We start from the raw sequence: 16,606 nt of genomic DNA on the forward strand, positions 1-16,606 counted from the left end.
CGACGTGAAGCTCACCCTGCGTATCTGGCGTCAGGCCTCGCCCGACGCCAAGGGCAAGATGAAGAAGTACGTGCTGGACGACGTCGAGCCCGACATGTCGTTCCTCGAGATGCTCGACGTGCTCAACGAGAAGCTCGTGCTCGACGACGAGGACCCGGTCTCGTTCGACCACGACTGCCGCGAGGGCATCTGCGGCTCGTGCGCCATGGTCATCAACGGCACGGCGCACGGCCCGCAGAAGAACACCACCACGTGCCAGCTGCACATGCGGCACTTCGCCGACGGCGACACGATCGACATCGAGCCGTGGCGGGCCAAGGCGTTCCCGGTGATCAAGGACCTCGTCACCGACCGCAGCGCGTTCGACGAGATCATCAAGGCTGGCGGCTACATCTCGGTCAACACCGGCTCGGCGCCCGAGGCGCACGCGATCCCGGTGGACAAGGTCTCGGCTGACGACGCGTTCGACGCCGCCACCTGCATCGGCTGCGGTGCCTGCGTCGCGGCCTGCCCCAACGGCAGCTCGATGCTGTTCACCTCGGCGAAGGTCACCCACCTCGGACTGCTCCCGCAGGGGCAGCCGGAGCGGGCGACCCGGGCGATCAACATGCTCGCCAAGCAGGACGAGCTGGACTTCGGCGGCTGCACCAACGTCGGCGCCTGCCACGAGGTGTGCCCGAAGGGCATCCCGCTGGCCTCGATCGCCCAGCTCAACCACGACGTCCTCGGCGCGACGCTCGCGGGGGCGCGCTCGGACTAGCGGGCCCTGGGTTCCGCGCGAAGGGCACCGCCAGCCGCTCTATCCGGCTGATGGTGCCGTTCGCGCGTCCGAGGAGCGCGCACCACCGGCGAGCGAGGGCGTCCCTCGCTGCGCCGGACGCATCCGGGGCGTCCCTCGCTCGAACCGGGGGCCACCGCTCACGCGGTCAGGGCCGGGCGGGGGCGGGCCGTGGCGACGGTGACGTCGCCCGCGCCGGTCCTCGCTCGCACGCGCAGAGGCCCGCCGTCGGGCTGGTCGGGACGGTCGGCGCGCACCGGCAGCTCGCTGCGCACGCGGCCCACCGCGGAGTTCAGCACGACCTTCGCGTCGACGCCGGCGTGCACGCCCACCCACAGCGAGCCCACGCCGGTGCCGATCTCGACGTCGCCGGCGACCGCGTCGGCCACCTCGATGTCGCCGGCCGCGGCGCGGACCGCCACGTCGGCGTGCACGTCGCCCAGACGCACGCGCCCGGCGCCGGTGGTGATCTCGACCGGCGCGTGCACGTGGTCGACACGGACCCCGCCGGCGCCCCCGGTGAGCCGCAGCGGGGCACCCAGGTGCCCGATGCTCACCTCGCCGGCGCCACAGCGCAGGTCGGTGCGCCCGGCCACCTCGTCGAGGCGGACCTCGCCCGTGCCGTGCACCGAGACCTCCCCCGCGCGGCCCTCGACGGCGACCCGGGCGGCGCCCGCGCGCACCCGGAGCTCCGAGTCCTGCGGTGCGCGCACGGTCACCGCGAGCGGGACGCCGCGCAGGCCGAGGTCGCGCGGGCCGCGGACGGTGACCCGCCGGGTGTCCGGTTCCCACTCCAGCGTCGCGCCCGCGACCGCCGCCTCGGCCCGTTCCTCCGGCGACGACGGCCCGTCACGGTCGACGCCCAGGAAACCGAGCACCGTGCCCAGTCCCCGCAGCCAGCCGGCCGGGGCGTCCGGGTCGGCCTCGACCCGGACGCGCAGGGAGGCACCGTCCTCGGCGGGCGGCGCCAGGTTCACCCGCACCCGGCCCGCGTCGAGCGCGACGTCCAGGGTCACCGGCTCCGGGCCGGTGCCGTTGACCTCGCGCGCCGAGCTCATCCCTTCACCCACCCGTCGACGCCCCCGTCGTCGGGGCCGGCCTCGGGGGTGCCGGACGGACCGGACGTGTCGGCGGGCTTGTCCGCGGGGGTGTCTTCAGCGGTGTCCCTGGGCTTCTCCGGCACCGGCTCGTCGTTCGGGCGCCCGTCGGTCCAGCCGCTGCCGCCGCCGCTGTCACGCCCGCCACCCCAGCCGCCGTCCCGGCCGCCCCAGCCGCCGCCCCAGCCGCCGCCGCGCTGCTTGTCGTGCAGGGCGCCCTGGACGGCCTGGGCGATCCAGGAGTTCAGGCTCATGCCCTGCGACGCCGCGGCGCGCTCGGCCTGGCCCTTGATCTGGTCGACGAGGCGCAGGGTCATCCGCGAGATGTCGCCGACGTCGGGACCGCCCCGGCCGCCGAACCCCTGGCCGCCGAACCCCTGGCCGCCCCCGAAGGCGGCGTTGAACGCGTCGGCGCCCGAGAAGCCCGGCCCGGGCGGCGGGGGAGGGGTGGGGCGCTGCGGCCCGCCGGGCCCGCCGCCGGGGGTCCCGGCGAACGGGGACGACGTCGGCCCGGCGAAGAAGCCGTCGGCGCCGTCACCGGAGGCGTCACGGTCGGCTCGCTCCACAGCCACCTTCACCTCCCGCCCCGAGAGGCGCAGCGAGACGGTGCGGTCGCCGAGGGCCTCGGTGACCTCGCCCGCGAGGTCGGACAGGGCGTTCATGAGCGCCAGCCGGACGGCGGGCTCGAGGGCGGCGGCGAGCGAGCTGCCCGCCCGGGTGGTGGCCTCGTCGCCGACCGCGGCGGCCGCGGCGAGGTCGTCGCGCAGGGAGGCGACGTACGGTGTCAGGTCCATGACACCACTGTGACACCATGACGACGCGGGCGCCACCATCGTGGTGTCACGTCCGCCGTGGGCGAACGCCGGAACCGGTGTCGTACCGTGCGGGGGTGGCCGACACCGTGTATCCCCAGGTGACGCTGATCGCGAAGACCGAGTTCCAGGCGCCGCCCGGGGTCCCGTGGGAGACCGACGCGGACGGCGGGCAGGCGCTCGCGGAGTTCGCGGGCCGCGCCTGTTACCAGTCGTGGAGCAAACCGAACCCCGCGACGGCGAGCAACGAGGGATACCTGCGCCACATCCTCGAGGTCGGCCACCTCTCCGTGCTCGAGCACGGGTCGGTGAGCTTCTACCTGACCGGGATGTCGCGCAGCCTCACCCACGAGCTGATCCGGCACCGTCACTTCTCCTACTCGCAGCTCTCGCAGCGCTACGTGCCCGAGCGGGACGCCGCGATGGTGGAGCCCGACGTCATCGCCGACGACCCCGAGCTCCACCAGCTCTTCGCCGAGGCGAGCGCCGCCGCGCTCGCCTCGTACGAGAAGCTCCTGGCGGGCCTCGAGGAGCGCTTCGCCGACGAGCCCAACCGCACGCTGCGGCGCAAGCAGGCCCGCCAGGCCGCCCGGGCCGTGCTCCCGAACGCCACCGAGACGCGGATCGTCGTCACCGGCAACTACCGCGCCTGGCGGCACTTCATCGCCATGCGGGCCAGTGAGCACGCCGACGTCGAGATCCGCGACCTCGCCATCATGTGCCTGAAGATCCTGCAGGCCGAGGTCCCCAACGTCTTCGCCGACTTCGAGATCACCCGGCTGCCCAGCGGGTCCGAGGTCGCCAGCAGCCCCTTCGTCGCCGAGGGGTGAACCCCGGGTCGCCCCGGGTAGGAGTAGTCCATGAGTGCCGCACAGATCGCCGACGCCGAGCGTCGCGATCTCGCCGACCTGTTGCTGAAGCTCGGCCCCGACGAGAGCACGCTCTGCGGCGACTGGACCACGCGCGACCTGCTCGCCCACCTCATCACCCGTGAGCGCCGCCTCGACGCCGCGCCCGGCATCCTGATCCCGCCGCTGGCGTGGTGGACCGAGCGCGTGCAGGACTCCGTGGCCCACGGTGACTTCGGCGAGCTGGTCGGCACCCTGCGCTCGGGCCCGCCGTTCTGGAGCCCGCTGGCGCTGCCCCCGCTGCGCGCCGTCGACGTCCAGGAGTTCTTCATCCACCACGAGGACGTCCGCCGTGCCCGGCCCGGCTGGTCGCCCCGTCCGCCCGACGAGGCCCGCGACCACCAGCTCTGGCGCATGGTCGGCCTCCTCGGCCGCCTGACCTACCGGTCCAGCCCGGTGGCCGTGACGCTGCGCCGCCCGGACGGTGCCGAGCACGCCGTGAAGTCGGGCCCGCGCACGGTCATCCTCACCGGCGAGCCGGGGGAGCTGCTGCTGCACGCGGCCGGCCGTGACGAGTGCGTCGTGCACCCTGAGGGGGAGCCGGCCGACGTCGCCACGGTCATGGCGCTCGAGCGCGGCCTGTAGAGGCACGCCCCCCGACATCACCCCACCCAGACATCAGCGACGGGTCCCGCCAGGACCCACCCACGACGGCCGGACGGACCCCCGCCCCGGCCCCCCGCACCCAGGAGGACCTGATCACCACCCGTTCGCCGCGCCGCGCCCACGGAGGCGCCCGATGAGCCGATCGACCGCCCGCCGCCCCGAGCCGCCCCGCGGAGGCCCTCCGCAGGGCCGCGGCTCGACGCCGCCCACCCACGACTGCGCGCGCGGCTCCGGCGTGCCCACGTCGTCCGCCCCCGGCGCCGAGGGCGCCCCGCCCCCGACCCCCGAGGGCGCGCTGCGCGTCGTCGCCCTCGGCGGCATCGGGGAGATCGGGCGGAACATGACCGTCCTCGAGTACGACGGGCGCCTGCTCATCGTCGACTGCGGGGTGCTCTTCCCGTCGGAGGAGGCCCCCGGCGTCGACCTGATCCTCCCCGACTTCCGGGCGGTCGAGGACCGGCTCTCCGACGTCGACGCGCTCGTGCTCACGCACGGGCACGAGGACCACATCGGCGCCGTGCCGTTCCTCCTGCGTCAGCGTCCCGACCTGCTCGTCGTGGGGTCGCGCTTCACGCTCGCGCTGGTCGCGGCGAAGTGCAAGGAGCACCAGCTCACGCCGCGCCTGCTCGAGGTGCGCGAGGGCGAGCGCGGGCACCACGGCTCGTTCGACTGCGAGTTCTTCGCGGTCAACCACTCGATCCCCGACGCCCTGGCCGTCGCCGTCCGCACCCCGGGCGGCACCGTGCTGCACACCGGCGACATCAAGCTCGACCAGCTGCCCCTCGACGGGCGCCTCACCGACCTCGCGGGCTTCTCGCGCCTGGGCGACGAGGGCGTCGACCTGCTGCTCGTCGACTCCACCAACGCCGAGGTGCCCGGCTTCGTCACCCCGGAGCGCGACATCTCGCCGGTGATCGACGGGGTGTTCCGCGACGCGCCATCCCGCCTGATCGTCGCGTGCTTCGCGAGCCACGTGCACCGCGTCCAGCAGGTGCTCGACGCCGCGGCGAAGCACGAGCGCAAGGTCTGCTTCACCGGGCGCTCGATGGTGCGCAACATGGGCATCGCCACCGACCTCGGCCTGCTCGGAGTGCCCGACGGCCTGCTCGTCGATCTCGACGACGCCCTGGCCATGCCGGAGAAGGACGTCGTCCTCGTGTCGACGGGCTCGCAGGGCGAGCCGTTGAGTGCCCTCGGGCGCATGGCGCGCGGCGACCACCGCCAGATCACGATCACCCCGGGCGACACCGTCGTCCTGCTCTCGAGCCTGATCCCCGGCAACGAGACCGCGGTGTTCGCGGTGATCAACGGACTGACGCGCCTCGGCGCCGAGGTCGTGCACTCCGGCGTGGCCAAGGTGCACGTGTCGGGCCACGCGAGCGCGGGCGAGCTGATGTTCCTCTACAACGCGCTGCGGCCGCGCAACGTCATGCCGGTGCACGGCGAGTGGCGTCACCTGCGGGCCAACGCCGAGATCGCGCGCCGCACCGGCGTCGAGAACGTGGTCATCGCCGAGGACGGCGTGGTCGTCGACCTCGTCGACGGGCGGGCCGCGATCTCCGGGCGGGTCGAGGTCGGGCACGTCTACGTCGACGGCAACCAGGTCGGCGACGTCGGCGAGTCGACCCTCTCGGACCGCCTCGTGCTCGGCGAGGGCGGCTTCATCGCGATCACGGTGGCGGTCGAGGCGTCCACGGGACGCGCGGTGGCGCCACCGCGCATCTCCGGGCGCGGGTTCTCCGACGATCCCAAGGCGCTCGAGGACGTCGTCTCGCTGGTGGAGATGGAGCTCTCGCGCACCGAGGCCGAGGGCATCACCGACACCCATCGCATCGCGCAGTCGGTGCGCCGCGTCGTCGGCAAGTGGGTGGGGGAGACCTACCGCCGTCGCCCGATGATCGTGCCGACGGTCCTGCCCGTCTGAGGGCGTCGCGGCGTCACCGGCGGATCGTCTTCGACAGGTGGTGACGCACCGGCGCCCACAGGTCGGGGATCACGAGGTCGACCTGGTCCAGCGTGTACCAGCCGGCGCGCACGCTGATGGGGATCTCCTCGGGGTCGACCTCGTGCACCGGGCGGGCGGCGACGTAGATCGTCGCGATCCCGTCGTTCAGGAGCCGCCCGAGCTGGCGCCCGGCACGGATCTCGACGCCCGCCTCCTCGAGGCACCCCCGCTCGGCGGTGGCGCCGGGGGACTCGCGGGCCTGGGGGCGCCCGCCGGGGAGGATCGCCGGCGGCCACTCACCCGGCCGGTGCACGAGCAGCACCCGCCCCGGGGGTGCGGTCACCACGGCCAGCACGAGCTGTGCCTCCCGGCCCACGCGTCTCTCCTCTGCTCGGCGGTGGTCGTCCTCGGCCTAGGCTCCCGCGGGTGAGCGCCACCGTCTCCGCCCGGCGGGTCGCCTCGCGCGTCACCACGCTGACGTCGCCGACCCTGCTGCTCGCCGTGCTCTACCCCGTGGTCGGTGCCCTGGCCGTGGGGGTGGTGGGCGTGGCGTGGTCGCTGGTCGGGATGCTGTTCACCGTGGCGATCCCGGCGTTCATCGTCGACCGCGGTGTGCGCAGCGGACGGTACACCGACCACCACCTGCGCGAGCGCGAGCAGCGGGCCGTGCCGCTGGGTCTGGCCGCGCTCTCGGTCGCGAGCGGCGTGGTGGTGCTGCTCGTCGCCGGCGCGCCACGGGCGATCACCGCGCTGCAGATCGCCGTGCTGGTCACGGTCGCCGCGGCCACGGCGATCACGCTCGTCTGGAAGATCAGCTTTCACACCGCCGTCGTGGCCGCGGCGGCGGCGGTCCTGACCCTGCTCGGCGGGCCGTGGTGGGCGCTGTCCTGGCTCGCCGTACCCCTCGTCGGCTGGGCGCGTCTCGTGCTGCGCGCCCACACCGCGGCGCAGGTCGTCGCCGGTGTCGTCGTCGGTGCCGGGGTGACCACCGCGGTCCTGCTGCTCGCCGGGGTCGGGTGAGGTCGGGCTGGAGCTGACGGGGGAGCGCGGGCCCCTCACCGGTCACCGACGAGAGTCGGGCGACCGCGGAGAGCGTTGATCGCTGGAACGTCCAGGGGTCCGTCCTGGTGCGACCGCGCGAGTGACACACGCCACCACGCGGCGGAGGATCACGGAGTCAGCCCGCCGCGGCGGCCCCGGCCGGGGCCGTCCGAGTCGGCGAGACGACCCCCCTGAGGAGCGCCCATGAAGGCCGTCGCCTACATCGAGCCCATGAAGGTCGAGGTCCAGGACATCGAGTACCCGAGCCTGGAGCTCAAGGACGGGCCGGGGGTGAACCCCGCCAACGTCGGGCGGAAGTGCCCGCACGGGGTGATCCTCAAGCTCGTCGCCACCAACATCTGCGGCTCGGACCAGCACATGGTCCGGGGCCGCACCACCGCGCCGCCGGGCCTGATCCTCGGCCACGAGATCACCGGCGAGGTCGTCGAGGTCGGCCGCGACGTCGAGTTCATCAAGCAGGGCGACCTGTGCTCCGCGCCGTTCAACATCGCCTGCGGGCGGTGCCGGATGTGCAAGGAGGGGCACACCGGGGTCTGCCTCAACGTCAACCCCGACCGCCCGGGCTCCGCCTACGGCTACGTCGACATGGGTGGCTGGCAGGGCGGTCAGGCCGAGTACGTGATGGTCCCCTACGCCGACTGGAACCTGCTGAAGTTCCCGGACCGGGACCAGGCGATGGAGAAGATCCTCGACCTGACGATGTTGTCGGACATCTTCCCGACCGGGTACCACGGCTGCGTCTCCGCGGGCGTGACGACGGGATCGACGGTCTACATCGCGGGTGCGGGACCGGTCGGGCTCGCCGCGGCCGCGTCGGCGCAGCTGCTCGGTGCGGCGGCGGTGATCGTCGGGGACATGAACGCCGAGCGGCTCGCCCACGCCCGGTCGTTCGGCTGCGAGACCGTCGACCTCACCGAGGACGGCACGCTGCCGGAGAAGATCGAGCAGATCGTCGGCGAGCCCGTGGTCGACGCGTCGGTCGACGCCGTCGGCTTCGAGGCCCGCGGTTACGGCAAGGACGCCGGCGAGGCCCCGGCCACGGTGCTGAACTCGATCATGGAGGTCACGCGCGCGGCGGGGAGGCTGGGCATCCCGGGCCTGTACGTCACCGGCGACCCGGGAGCCCCGGACGAGTCGGCCAAGGAGGGCAGCCTCTCGATCCGCATCGGTCTGGGCTGGGCGAAGTCGCACTCGTTCACCACCGGGCAGTGCCCGGTGATGCGCTACCACCGGCAGCTGATGAACGCGATCCTGCGCGACAAGGTGCAGATCGCGAAGGCGGTCAACGCGGACGTCATCTCCCTCGACGATGCCCCGCAGGGCTACGCCCAGTTCGACTCGGGCGTAGCGAAGAAGTTCGTCATCGACCCGCACGGCATGATCGCCCACTGACCTGACCACAACGACGTGCGGCCGCGCTCCCCGTGAGGGAGCGCGGCCGCACGATCACGTCCGGACGGTCGGGACGTCCTAGCCGTCCCCGTCGTCGTCATCGCCGTCGGCGTCCGGCGGGGTGGGGGCCTGCGGCTGCTGCACCTGGCCGCCCGGGGCGGGCGGCTGGACCTGTCCGGGCGGCAGTACGCCCGGCGCCGGGGCGATCTGGCCGGTGGCCGGGCCCGCGGGAGCGTCGTCGCCGTCGTCGTCACCCGGGGACTGGGGGAACTGGAACACCAGCCACAACCCGATGATGGCGGCCAGCGCGGCGAGGCCGGCCCCGACTCGATCCTTCGTCACGTCGCGTCGTCCTCTCCGGTGGGCGTGTCCTCGGTGGGTCCGGCTCAGTCGTCGACGGGGACCTCGCCGAAGATCACCAGGCTGATCACGAAGTAGGCGATGTAGAGGCCGAGCAGCACCATGCCGTGCCAGCGACGCAGCCGGCCGGTCGCCAGGAAGACCGCCGCGATCACCGTCATCACGAGCAGGACCGGCATGTGCCAGGCGAGGGTGTCGTCGTCGATGGTGATGGCCCCGCCGACGAGCAGGATGATGCCGAGCTTGCCGGTCACGGAGAACACGACGCTCCCGATGACGTTGGCGATGCCGATCTCCGGCGCGCCCCGGCGGGCGGGCTCGACCGTGAGGAAGATGTCCTCGAGCGATAGCGCCAACGTCGCGATCGTGACGCCGAAGACCGTGCCCTCGATGGCGAACTCGTCGAGGATCCCCTCGGTGCCCGCACCGGCGACCACGGCGCCGACGACGAGGCCGACCAGGGCCAGGACCGCGAGGACGACGGTGCCGACCGGCGAGGTCTGACGCGCCTTGAGGAAGCCCTGGTCGATGCGGAGGTCGGCCGGCAGCTCGAAGCCGCCGTGACCGCCGGGGCCGGTGCCGCCGCCCGTGCCCGTACCCGTGCCACTGCCGTCGGTGCCGGCGCTCGGGCCGTCACCGCCCCCGCCCTCACGGGTCAGGGTGGCCGTGCCGCCTCCGGCGGTCACGCCGGCCTTCTCGAGCTGCTCGTACACCTCGGCGTTGCGCCACACCGGGCGTCGCGCGGAGTACTCGCGGTAGGCCACCCAGCCGACGAACGCCACGAACAGCAGGAGCAGCACCACGCCGGTGAGGACCGTCAGGGCCCCGGTGAGCGCGAGCGCGAACATGATGATCGGCGCGAGGACGAACAGGACGAGGTAGTCCTTCGGGACGTCCACCGGGGTCGGCGCGATGATCGCCGCGAGGGCGAGCACGATGCCGGTCATCGCGGTGGTCGTCCCGACGACGGTGCCGAGGGCCACCTCGCTGAGGTCCTCGAGGTTGAGCACGATGCCGAAGGCGAGGTCGTCGAACTCGATCCCGGTGAAGACGACGGCGATGAGGAAGAGCGAGATCGCCCATCGGCTGGAGACGCCCACCAGATATCCGATGAGCTTCTCGGCGCTGTACACGAGCACCGCGATGCCCAGGACGAACTGGAGGATGGGGATCACGAAACGGCTCCTTGCTCAACCGACGCCTGGTGAGGTGGCCGCCATATGGTGATCGTCACGGGCCCGTGTTTCAACGGGTTGACACGGTCACTCGGCTGTGTAGCGCAGGTCACTCGTGCCGTTGCGAGCGGTGATCAAACCCGACCGGATCAGTCCCGCCCAGTTCAATCCCGCCCAGATCAATCGGCGCGATGCGGCCGGACCGCGAGCTCCGGCATCCCCAGCCCGACGGGCCCGGACCCGACCGGGACGGGGCCGACCTGCTCGGCGGGGTCGGCGGTGGCGGGGTCGTTCGCCGCCGCGACGGCCTCGTCGATGAGGTGGCGATCGGGCGAGAGCACGCAGACCGGGTCGGTGCGGGTCATGTCCCCGGTGAGCTGGAAGGCCTGGCAGCGGCACCCGCCGAGGTCGACCTCGCGGCGCTCGCAGCTGCGGCACGGGTCGGGCATCCAGTCGGTGCCCCGGAACGCGGTGAACATCGGCGACGAACGCCAGATCCAGTCCAGGGGGTGCTCCCGGACGTTCGCCTTCGGCAGCGGCAGCTCGTGGGCGGACAGGCACGGCCAGGCGTTTCCCTCGGGCCCGATGACGAGCTGGCGATCGCCCCAGCCGCCCATGCAGGGCTTGGGGTAGCGGCTGTAGTAGTCGGGGATGACGTAGATGACGTCGGTGCGGTCCCGCAGGCGCTCGCGGAACGCCCGGGTGACCTTCTCCGCGTTCTCGAGCTGCTCACGGCTCGGCAGCAGCGCGGACCGGTTGGCCAGCGCCCAGCCGTAGTACTGGGTGTTGGCGAGCTCGACGCGGTCGGCCCCGAGCTCCTCCACCCAGCCGAGGATGGCCTCGACGCGGTCGATGTTCTGGCGGTGCAGCACGACGTTGAGGGTCAGCGGCCACCCCAGCTCCTTGACCAGCCGGGCCGCCTCGATCTTCTTGTCGAACGACGAGATGCCGGCGAGACGGTCGGAGAGCACGGGCTCGTCGGCCTGGATGCTGACCTGCACGTGGTCGAGGCCGGCGTCGCGCAGCGCCTGCGCACGCGGGCGGGACAGACCGATCGCGCTGGTGACGAGGTTCGTGTACATCCCGAGCGAGCTCGCGTGCCCGACGAGCTCGACGAGGTCGCGGCGCAGCAGCGGCTCGCCACCCGAGAAGTGGCTCTGCAGCACGCCGAGGTCCGCGGCCTCGTCGAGCACGCGGTGCCAGTCCGCGGTGGCCAGCTCCGCGGAGCGCTTGGTGAGCTCCAGCGGGTTCGAGCAGTACGAGCACGACAGCGGGCAGGCGTGCGTCAGTTCGGCGAGCAGACCGAGTGGGCCGTCCACCGTCGTCTCAGGCACCGGTGTCCTCCTCGATGGCGATCCAGCGACGGGCGACGAGCTGGGCGAGGAACTGCGTCACCTCGTCGTCGACGACGCGGTCGTACCGCCGGCCGAGCTCGTCGACGATGTCGGCGACGCTCCGGGTCCCGTCGCAGAGACCGAGGATGTCGGCGCCGGTGGGGTTGAGCGTCACGACCGTCTCCGGACCGAGCAGCACCTGACGGTCCCGCGCCTTGTCGAAGCGCATCTTGACGAACCGGGCGAGCGCGGGGCGGCCGGTGAGCGGGACGGTGCCGGTCATGCCGGATAGGCCCGGTCGATGGCGTCCATCATCGCCCAGAGCACGTCGTTCTTGAACGCGAGCGCGGCGACGGCGGCGTCCTGCTGCTCGGCCGTGCGGCAGCGCTCGGTGACGATCTCCAGGGCGTGCTCGGAGTCGCGCGGGGCCTGGTGCAGCCGGTTGCGGAAGTAGTCGAGGCCGTCGCGGTCGATCCAGGTGTAGTGCTTCTCGAACGCCGCGAGGCGCTCGGCCATGAGGCCCGGCGCGAAGAGCTCGGTGAGCGACGACGCCACGGCCTCGAGCCAGGGCCGGGTGCGCGCGTACACCACGTAGGCGTCGACCGAGAACCGGACGCCGGGCACGATGTGCCGCCCGTCGAGCAGCTCGGCCCGGTCGAGCCCGACGGCCTCGCCGAGGCGCAGCCAGGCCTCGATGCCGCCCTCGGTCGTCTCGGTCCCGTCGTGGTCGGTGATGCGCCGGATCCAGCGCTGCCGGATCTCGCGGTCGGGGCAGTTGCCCAGGATCGCGGCGTCCTTGCGGGGGATCGCCTCCTGGTAGCAGAACCGGTTGGCCACCCAGCCCCGGATCTGGGCGGGGGAGAGCTCGCCCGCGTTCATCCGGACGTGGAAGTCGTGCTCGCTGTGGTAGCGGGTGGCCTGGGACCGCAGGCGTTCGACGAGCGCGTCCGGGCCCACGGCGCCGCCGTGTCCGGCGCCGTTCGTCCCCGCCACCTCGTGGGTCACGTCGTGCGTCGCGGTCATCCGCTCTAGACCTCCACCTCGAGCCCGTCGGTCGCGATCTCCGCGCCGCGGGCGACCACCGTGGCGTACTCGGGGGAGTCCTCGAGCAGCATGGGGTTCGTGTTGTTGATGTGTACGTAGATCTTGCGTTCCGCCGGCAGGCCGGCCAGGACCGCGAGGCTCCCGTCCGGACCGTCGACGGCCATGTGCCCCATGTCGCGGGCGGTCTTGGACGCCAGGTCCAGGCGGATCATCTCGTCGTCGGTCCACGTCGTGCCGTCGACCAGCACGACGTCCGCGGCCGCGAGCTCGTCGTGCACCGCGGGGGTGATCTCCTGGACGCCCGGCAGGTACACCGCGACGCGCCCGCTCGCGGTGTCGGTGAGGCGGTAGCCCACCACCCGGCCGACGTCCGAGGCGGCTCCGACCGTGGACGAGCTCCGTGCGGCGTCGTCCGCGAACCGCTTCTTCTTCACCGTCGGTACGTCGAACGCGCGGTAGGACAGGCCCTCGCCGAGCGCGACGGTCTCGCCGGGGACGACGCGCCGCCGGTCGACCGCCGTGTAGCGCTCCAGGGTCGGCAGGAAGCCGGTGCCCCCGGTGAGGGTCTCGACGCTGGCGTCGGAGGCATGCAGCTCGATGCCCGGACCCTCGCGCAGGAGCAGCAGACCCATCGTGTGGTCGAGCTCGGCGTCGGTGAGCAGCACCGCGGCGATCGGGCTCTCGCGTCCCGAACGGGGCTGCAGCGCGGGCGTGGCCTCGATCTGGCTGCGGAGGTCGGGGGAGGCGTTGACCAGGAACCAGGTGGTCCGGTCGGCGCTGACGGCGATCGACGACTGGGTGCGCGGCCGGGTCGGGCGGGAACCGTCGCGGACGGCGCGGCAACCCGGGCACCCGCAGTTCCACTGGGGGAAGCCGCCACCGGCGCCTGCTCCCAGCACCCGCACCCACATCGTGAGACGTCCTCCTCCTGAGCATTTCCGGTACAACGCACGCGAGGGGCGCCGAGAGCAATCCTGGCGCCCCTCGCGGTGACGTTGGTCAGTCGTCGAGCTGAGCGATGTACATCGTCACCTCGGGGGCGACGCCGAACTCCTCGAACTGCGGGGTCTCCCACACGGCGAGCGTCTCCATGTCTGATGCCACCTCCTTTCTCAACGGTCGGTCCAACCTACCTGCCGCGGCGGACCGCAGCAGTGATTCGGGGATCACCAGAATTTGATCCCGACGGACTTGAGGCGGCGCTTGTGGAGCTGGTCCACCTTCTCGATGTCCTTGGAGGAGATGAGGTCGCCCCAGGCCCAGGCCGCTTTCGAGCCCTCGTTGAGGATTTTCTCGAGGTCGTTGTCGACGAGGTCGGCGCTCTGGATGACCCGTGAGCCGAAACCGATGTGCCAGCGCTCGTCGCGCAGCACCAGTTCCATGCCCTTGCGCATCCCCGGCATGGGGACGGACAACTTCTCGAGGGCGTCGAGCAGCGCGTGCTGCCCGGCCGTGAGGACCACGCCCTCGAGGATCATGTGGTAGAGCCCGACCGCGGTGGTCAGCTCCTCGTCGGACTCGGCGAGGCCGCGGGCGATGGCCGGCAGGCGCTCCTCGAACAGCTCGAGGAGCTCCGGGCTCACCCGCTCACGCAGGACCTGGAGCCGCTCGTTGAGGTTCTTCCCCGGGACGCCGACGACCTCGCCGACGACGCGGTCGAAGAAGCGGGCGTGCCGGGCCTCGTCGCGGGCCTGCGCCTCGAAGCAGCCGGCCATCGCGTCGTCGACGGTGGCCTTCGACTGGAACGATCCGAGGTGCAGGGCCACCGACGTCTCACCGACGCAGAAGCCGGCGATCAGCCCGAGGATCTGGTCGTACTCGCTGTCCTCGAGCTTCGTCCAGGACTCGATGTCCGTGGTGAGGTCGATGGCGGTCTCGTCCCACTGCAGTGATTCCGCGAGTTGGACGAAGTGGCCGTACCCGGTGATCATTGATCAGCATCCTCACATCCCCGGGAGGTGCTCTCCCGGTTCCAGCATGCGGAAGTCGGACTTCTCGGCTCCGCAGATCGGGCACATCCAGTCGTCCGGGATGTCTTCGAAGGCCGTCCCGGGCGGTATGCCGCTGTCGGGGTCGCCCTCCTCCGGATCATAGATGAATCCGCACAGTTCGCAGAGCCAACGTGGGGCCTCGGGCGGCGCCAGCGTCTCCTCGACGGTCATACCCTCTCTCCACGGTTCTCCGGCCCGGGCGGTCCCGAAACCGGAGAGGGGCGCCGGACCTGCGAGGTCCGGCGCCCCTCCCGGTGTCAGTCGATCAGTCGTCCATCTGGGCGACGTACATCGTCACCTCAGGAGCGACCCCGATCTCCTCGAACTGCGGGGCCTCCCACACGTGGAGCTCCATCTCGTGACCTCCTCTCACAGGTCTCGCGATCCCGCCGGAGCGGAAAACTAGTTCTCGGGCAGGGCGAAGACGAACAGGGCGTCGCCCGCCGCCGCGCCGAGCAGGCCGGGCAGGAAGCCCTCGACCCAGCCGCCCCAGCCCGTGGGCACCGCGATGTACTGCCGGCCGTCGATGCTGTACGACATCGGGCTGCTGTGGTGCCCGCTGCCGCACTGGAACGACCAGAGCTTCTCGCCGGTCTGCTCGTCGAGGGCGACGAACTCGCCGGTCGGCGTGCCCTGGAAGACCAGACCACCGGCGGTGGTCAGCGTCGAGGCGCACATCGGGTACTCGTTGCGCCAGCGCCACTTCTCCTCGCCCGTGAGCGGGTCGATGGCGGCCACGAATCCGTAGTGGTCGTCGAGGTCGACGGCCACGCCGGCACCCCAGTAGGGGATGCTCTCCTTGAATTCGCGGCGACGGCGGGTGGCCGTCGCGCCGACTTCCTGCACCGGCACGTAGATCAGCCCCGTGTTGGGGCTGTACGCCATGTGCGTCCATTCCTTGCCGCCGGCCGGGCCCGGCCAGAAGTGCACCGGGACACCTTCCTCGTCCGGGTACACCTTCGGCGTGACCTTGCCGTCGGGGCTGATGTCGCCCCAGGTGATGCGGTCGACGAACGGGAACACGCGGACGAGCTCGCCGTTCGTGCGGTCGAGGACGAAGAAGTAGCCGTTCTTGTCCGCGTGGGCGAGCAGCTTGCGCCCGTCCGGAGCGTCGAAGAGGAGGTTCTCCATCGTCGAGTCGTAGTCCCACAGGTCGTGGGGCGTGAACTGGTAGTGCCAGCGAATCTCGCCGGTGTTCACGTCGATGGCGACCGTCGAGTCGGTGTAGAGGTTGTCGCCCTCGCGCACACCGCCGTCGAAGTCGGGCGCCGGGTTGCCCGTCCCCTGGAACAGGAGCTCGAGCTCCGGGTCGTAGGAGGGGGTGATCCAGCAGTTCGCGCCGCCGCGCTGCCAGGCCTCGCCGTCGTCCGGCCAGGTCTCCGAGCCGGGCTCGCCCGGCTTCGGCACCGTGTAGCAGCGCCACTGGCGCTCGCCGGTCTGGGCGTCGAACGCGTCCAGGTGGCCGCGGACACCGAACTCGCCGCCTGCGCTGCCGACGATGACCTTGTCCTTGACGATCAGCGGGGCCACCGAGCCGGACTCACCCGCGCGCACGTCGCCGTTGGTGACGTCCCAGACCAGGTCGCCGGTCTCCGCGTCGAGCGCGATGAGGTGGGCGTTGAGGGTGTACATATACACCTTGCCGTGGCCCACCGCGACGCCCCGGTTGACGTTGCCGCAGCACAGCGAGACGTCGTACGGGGAGGCGTGCTTGTAGCGCCACAGCTCCTCGCCGGTCTTGCCGTCGATCGCCCAGACCTTGCCCTCCGGGCCCGAGACGAACATGACGCCGTCCACCACGAGCGGGGACGCCTCGAACGAGTACGTCGAGGAGCCGGAGTGCAGACCCGTCGAGCCGGCCTGGAACACCCACGCGGGGCTCAGGCGCTTGACGGTGTCCTTGTTGATCTGGTCGAGCCGGCTGTGCCGCTGGGCGTCGTAGGTGCCGTAGTAGGTGATCCAGTTGTGCGGCTCCGAGGCCGCGTTCTGGATGCGCTCGTAGTCGACGTTGCTGACCTGCGGGGCCTGTCCCTTGACGGCGCTCAGGGTCTTGTGGGGGACGGCCTCGCCGGCGTCCACGTAGTCAGTCATTGACGGGTTCC

20 protein-coding genes are annotated in these 16,606 nt (G+C 72.0%); 6 read left to right on the forward strand and 14 right to left on the reverse strand.

Annotated features, from left to right (window positions below; genetic code table 11):
• Positions 1-4: 4 nt before the first annotated feature.
• A complete protein-coding gene (locus PH189_RS12685; protein ID WP_274189153.1) occupies positions 5-760 on the forward strand; it encodes a succinate dehydrogenase/fumarate reductase iron-sulfur subunit in 756 nt (251 codons plus the stop codon).
• 158 nt (positions 761-918) lie between these two features.
• On the opposite strand, the gene PH189_RS12690 is transcribed toward PH189_RS12685, so the two are convergent.
• Together PH189_RS12690 and PH189_RS12695 are read right to left on the reverse strand one after the other, a co-directional pair.
• The gene (locus PH189_RS12690; protein WP_274189154.1) at positions 919-1,836 is read right to left on the reverse strand and encodes a DUF4097 family beta strand repeat-containing protein; all 918 of its coding nucleotides are present in this window, start codon (positions 1,834-1,836) and stop codon (positions 919-921) included.
• On the reverse strand, positions 1,833-2,669 hold the full coding sequence (locus PH189_RS12695) for a toxin-antitoxin system HicB family antitoxin (RefSeq protein ID WP_378015046.1): 837 nt from the start codon (positions 2,667-2,669) through the stop codon (positions 1,833-1,835). The genes PH189_RS12690 and PH189_RS12695 overlap by 4 nt, the downstream gene beginning before the upstream one ends.
• 95 nt (positions 2,670-2,764) lie before the next feature.
• Here PH189_RS12695 and thyX point away from each other — a divergent pair, with 95 nt between their 5' ends.
• From thyX to PH189_RS12710, 3 genes are all read left to right on the forward strand, one after another.
• A complete protein-coding gene (gene thyX, locus PH189_RS12700) occupies positions 2,765-3,517 on the forward strand; it encodes an FAD-dependent thymidylate synthase (RefSeq protein ID WP_274189155.1) in 753 nt (250 codons plus the stop codon).
• A 30-nt stretch (positions 3,518-3,547) separates the two neighbouring features.
• Positions 3,548-4,180, forward strand: a complete 633-nt coding sequence (locus tag PH189_RS12705) for a TIGR03085 family metal-binding protein (protein ID WP_274189156.1) — start codon at positions 3,548-3,550, stop codon at positions 4,178-4,180.
• Between the two features lie 154 nt (positions 4,181-4,334).
• The gene (locus tag PH189_RS12710) at positions 4,335-6,125 is read left to right on the forward strand and encodes a ribonuclease J (protein ID WP_274189157.1); all 1,791 of its coding nucleotides are present in this window, start codon (positions 4,335-4,337) and stop codon (positions 6,123-6,125) included.
• A gap of 13 nt (positions 6,126-6,138) precedes the next feature.
• Here the strand turns inward: PH189_RS12710 and PH189_RS12715 are convergent, their stop codons facing one another.
• Positions 6,139-6,522 (reverse strand): NUDIX hydrolase, encoded by a 384-nt coding sequence (locus PH189_RS12715; RefSeq protein ID WP_274189158.1) that lies wholly within the window; start codon positions 6,520-6,522, stop codon positions 6,139-6,141.
• Positions 6,523-6,572: 50 nt separating this feature from the next.
• Here PH189_RS12715 and PH189_RS12720 point away from each other — a divergent pair, with 50 nt between their 5' ends.
• Positions 6,573-7,166 carry a hypothetical protein gene (locus PH189_RS12720; protein ID WP_274189159.1) on the forward strand — a complete coding sequence of 198 codons (594 nt, stop codon included), beginning with the start codon at positions 6,573-6,575 and terminating at the stop codon, positions 7,164-7,166.
• 225 nt (positions 7,167-7,391) lie between these two features.
• On the forward strand, positions 7,392-8,600 hold the full coding sequence (fdhA, locus tag PH189_RS12725) for a formaldehyde dehydrogenase, glutathione-independent (RefSeq protein WP_274189160.1): 1,209 nt from the start codon (positions 7,392-7,394) through the stop codon (positions 8,598-8,600).
• A gap of 78 nt (positions 8,601-8,678) precedes the next feature.
• On the opposite strand, the gene PH189_RS12730 is transcribed toward fdhA, so the two are convergent.
• The 11 genes from PH189_RS12730 to PH189_RS12780 all read right to left on the reverse strand — a co-directional run bounded on the left by PH189_RS12730 (position 8,679) and on the right by PH189_RS12780 (position 16,595).
• Positions 8,679-8,942, reverse strand: a complete 264-nt coding sequence (locus PH189_RS12730; RefSeq protein ID WP_274189161.1) for a hypothetical protein — start codon at positions 8,940-8,942, stop codon at positions 8,679-8,681.
• A 44-nt stretch (positions 8,943-8,986) separates the two neighbouring features.
• A complete protein-coding gene (locus tag PH189_RS12735) occupies positions 8,987-10,135 on the reverse strand; it encodes a sodium:calcium antiporter (RefSeq protein WP_274189162.1) in 1,149 nt (382 codons plus the stop codon).
• Between the two features lie 179 nt (positions 10,136-10,314).
• On the reverse strand, positions 10,315-11,469 hold the full coding sequence (pqqE, locus tag PH189_RS12740; protein WP_274189163.1) for a pyrroloquinoline quinone biosynthesis protein PqqE: 1,155 nt from the start codon (positions 11,467-11,469) through the stop codon (positions 10,315-10,317).
• Positions 11,462-11,752 carry a pyrroloquinoline quinone biosynthesis peptide chaperone PqqD gene (gene pqqD / locus PH189_RS12745; RefSeq protein WP_274189164.1) on the reverse strand — a complete coding sequence of 97 codons (291 nt, stop codon included), beginning with the start codon at positions 11,750-11,752 and terminating at the stop codon, positions 11,462-11,464. The genes pqqE and pqqD overlap by 8 nt, the downstream gene beginning before the upstream one ends.
• Positions 11,749-12,492 (reverse strand): pyrroloquinoline-quinone synthase PqqC, encoded by a 744-nt coding sequence (gene pqqC / locus PH189_RS12750; RefSeq protein WP_274189165.1) that lies wholly within the window; start codon positions 12,490-12,492, stop codon positions 11,749-11,751. Before pqqC ends, pqqD begins: the two co-directional genes overlap by 4 nt.
• A 5-nt stretch (positions 12,493-12,497) precedes the next feature.
• Entirely contained in the window at positions 12,498-13,424 is a 927-nt protein-coding gene (gene pqqB, locus PH189_RS12755; protein WP_274189166.1) for a pyrroloquinoline quinone biosynthesis protein PqqB, read from the reverse strand.
• An 88-nt stretch (positions 13,425-13,512) separates the two neighbouring features.
• Positions 13,513-13,605: a pyrroloquinoline quinone precursor peptide PqqA gene (pqqA, locus tag PH189_RS12760; RefSeq protein WP_274189167.1), complete on the reverse strand. Its 93-nt coding sequence runs from the start codon at positions 13,603-13,605 to the stop codon at positions 13,513-13,515.
• 74 nt (positions 13,606-13,679) lie between these two features.
• Positions 13,680-14,444: a ribonucleotide-diphosphate reductase subunit beta gene (locus PH189_RS12765; RefSeq protein ID WP_274189168.1), complete on the reverse strand. Its 765-nt coding sequence runs from the start codon at positions 14,442-14,444 to the stop codon at positions 13,680-13,682.
• A gap of 12 nt (positions 14,445-14,456) precedes the next feature.
• On the reverse strand, positions 14,457-14,675 hold the full coding sequence (rd, locus tag PH189_RS12770; RefSeq protein WP_274189169.1) for a rubredoxin: 219 nt from the start codon (positions 14,673-14,675) through the stop codon (positions 14,457-14,459).
• Positions 14,676-14,769: 94 nt separating this feature from the next.
• A complete protein-coding gene (gene pqqA, locus PH189_RS12775) occupies positions 14,770-14,859 on the reverse strand; it encodes a pyrroloquinoline quinone precursor peptide PqqA (protein WP_274189170.1) in 90 nt (29 codons plus the stop codon).
• Between the two features lie 47 nt (positions 14,860-14,906).
• A complete protein-coding gene (locus tag PH189_RS12780; protein WP_274189171.1) occupies positions 14,907-16,595 on the reverse strand; it encodes a PQQ-dependent dehydrogenase, methanol/ethanol family in 1,689 nt (562 codons plus the stop codon).
• Positions 16,596-16,606 lie beyond the last annotated feature (11 nt).

Origin of the sequence: Actinomycetospora chibensis, assembly GCF_028737215.1 — a bacterium.
Taxonomy (GTDB): domain Bacteria; phylum Actinomycetota; class Actinomycetes; order Mycobacteriales; family Pseudonocardiaceae; genus Actinomycetospora; species Actinomycetospora chibensis.

Bases quoted from the DNA above. Each gene is read 5' to 3' on its own strand.
- PH189_RS12690 (WP_274189154.1), bottom strand. From the start codon at position 1,836: ATGAGCTCGGCGCGCGAGGTCAACGGCACCGGCCCGGAGCCGGTGACC.
- PH189_RS12695 (WP_378015046.1), bottom strand. From the start codon at position 2,669: ATGGACCTGACACCGTACGTCGCCTCCCTGCGCGACGACCTCGCCGCG.
- PH189_RS12705 (WP_274189156.1), top strand. From the start codon at position 3,548: ATGAGTGCCGCACAGATCGCCGACGCCGAGCGTCGCGATCTCGCCGAC.
- PH189_RS12710 (WP_274189157.1), top strand. From the start codon at position 4,335: ATGAGCCGATCGACCGCCCGCCGCCCCGAGCCGCCCCGCGGAGGCCCT.
- fdhA (WP_274189160.1), top strand. From the start codon at position 7,392: ATGAAGGCCGTCGCCTACATCGAGCCCATGAAGGTCGAGGTCCAGGAC.
- pqqD (WP_274189164.1), bottom strand. From the start codon at position 11,752: ATGACCGGCACCGTCCCGCTCACCGGCCGCCCCGCGCTCGCCCGGTTC.
- pqqC (WP_274189165.1), bottom strand. From the start codon at position 12,492: ATGACCGCGACGCACGACGTGACCCACGAGGTGGCGGGGACGAACGGC.
- pqqB (WP_274189166.1), bottom strand. From the start codon at position 13,424: ATGTGGGTGCGGGTGCTGGGAGCAGGCGCCGGTGGCGGCTTCCCCCAG.
- pqqA (WP_274189167.1), bottom strand. From the start codon at position 13,605: ATGGAGACGCTCGCCGTGTGGGAGACCCCGCAGTTCGAGGAGTTCGGC.
- PH189_RS12765 (WP_274189168.1), bottom strand. From the start codon at position 14,444: ATGATCACCGGGTACGGCCACTTCGTCCAACTCGCGGAATCACTGCAG.
- rd (WP_274189169.1), bottom strand. From the start codon at position 14,675: ATGACCGTCGAGGAGACGCTGGCGCCGCCCGAGGCCCCACGTTGGCTC.
- pqqA (WP_274189170.1), bottom strand. From the start codon at position 14,859: ATGGAGCTCCACGTGTGGGAGGCCCCGCAGTTCGAGGAGATCGGGGTC.
- PH189_RS12780 (WP_274189171.1), bottom strand. From the start codon at position 16,595: ATGACTGACTACGTGGACGCCGGCGAGGCCGTCCCCCACAAGACCCTG.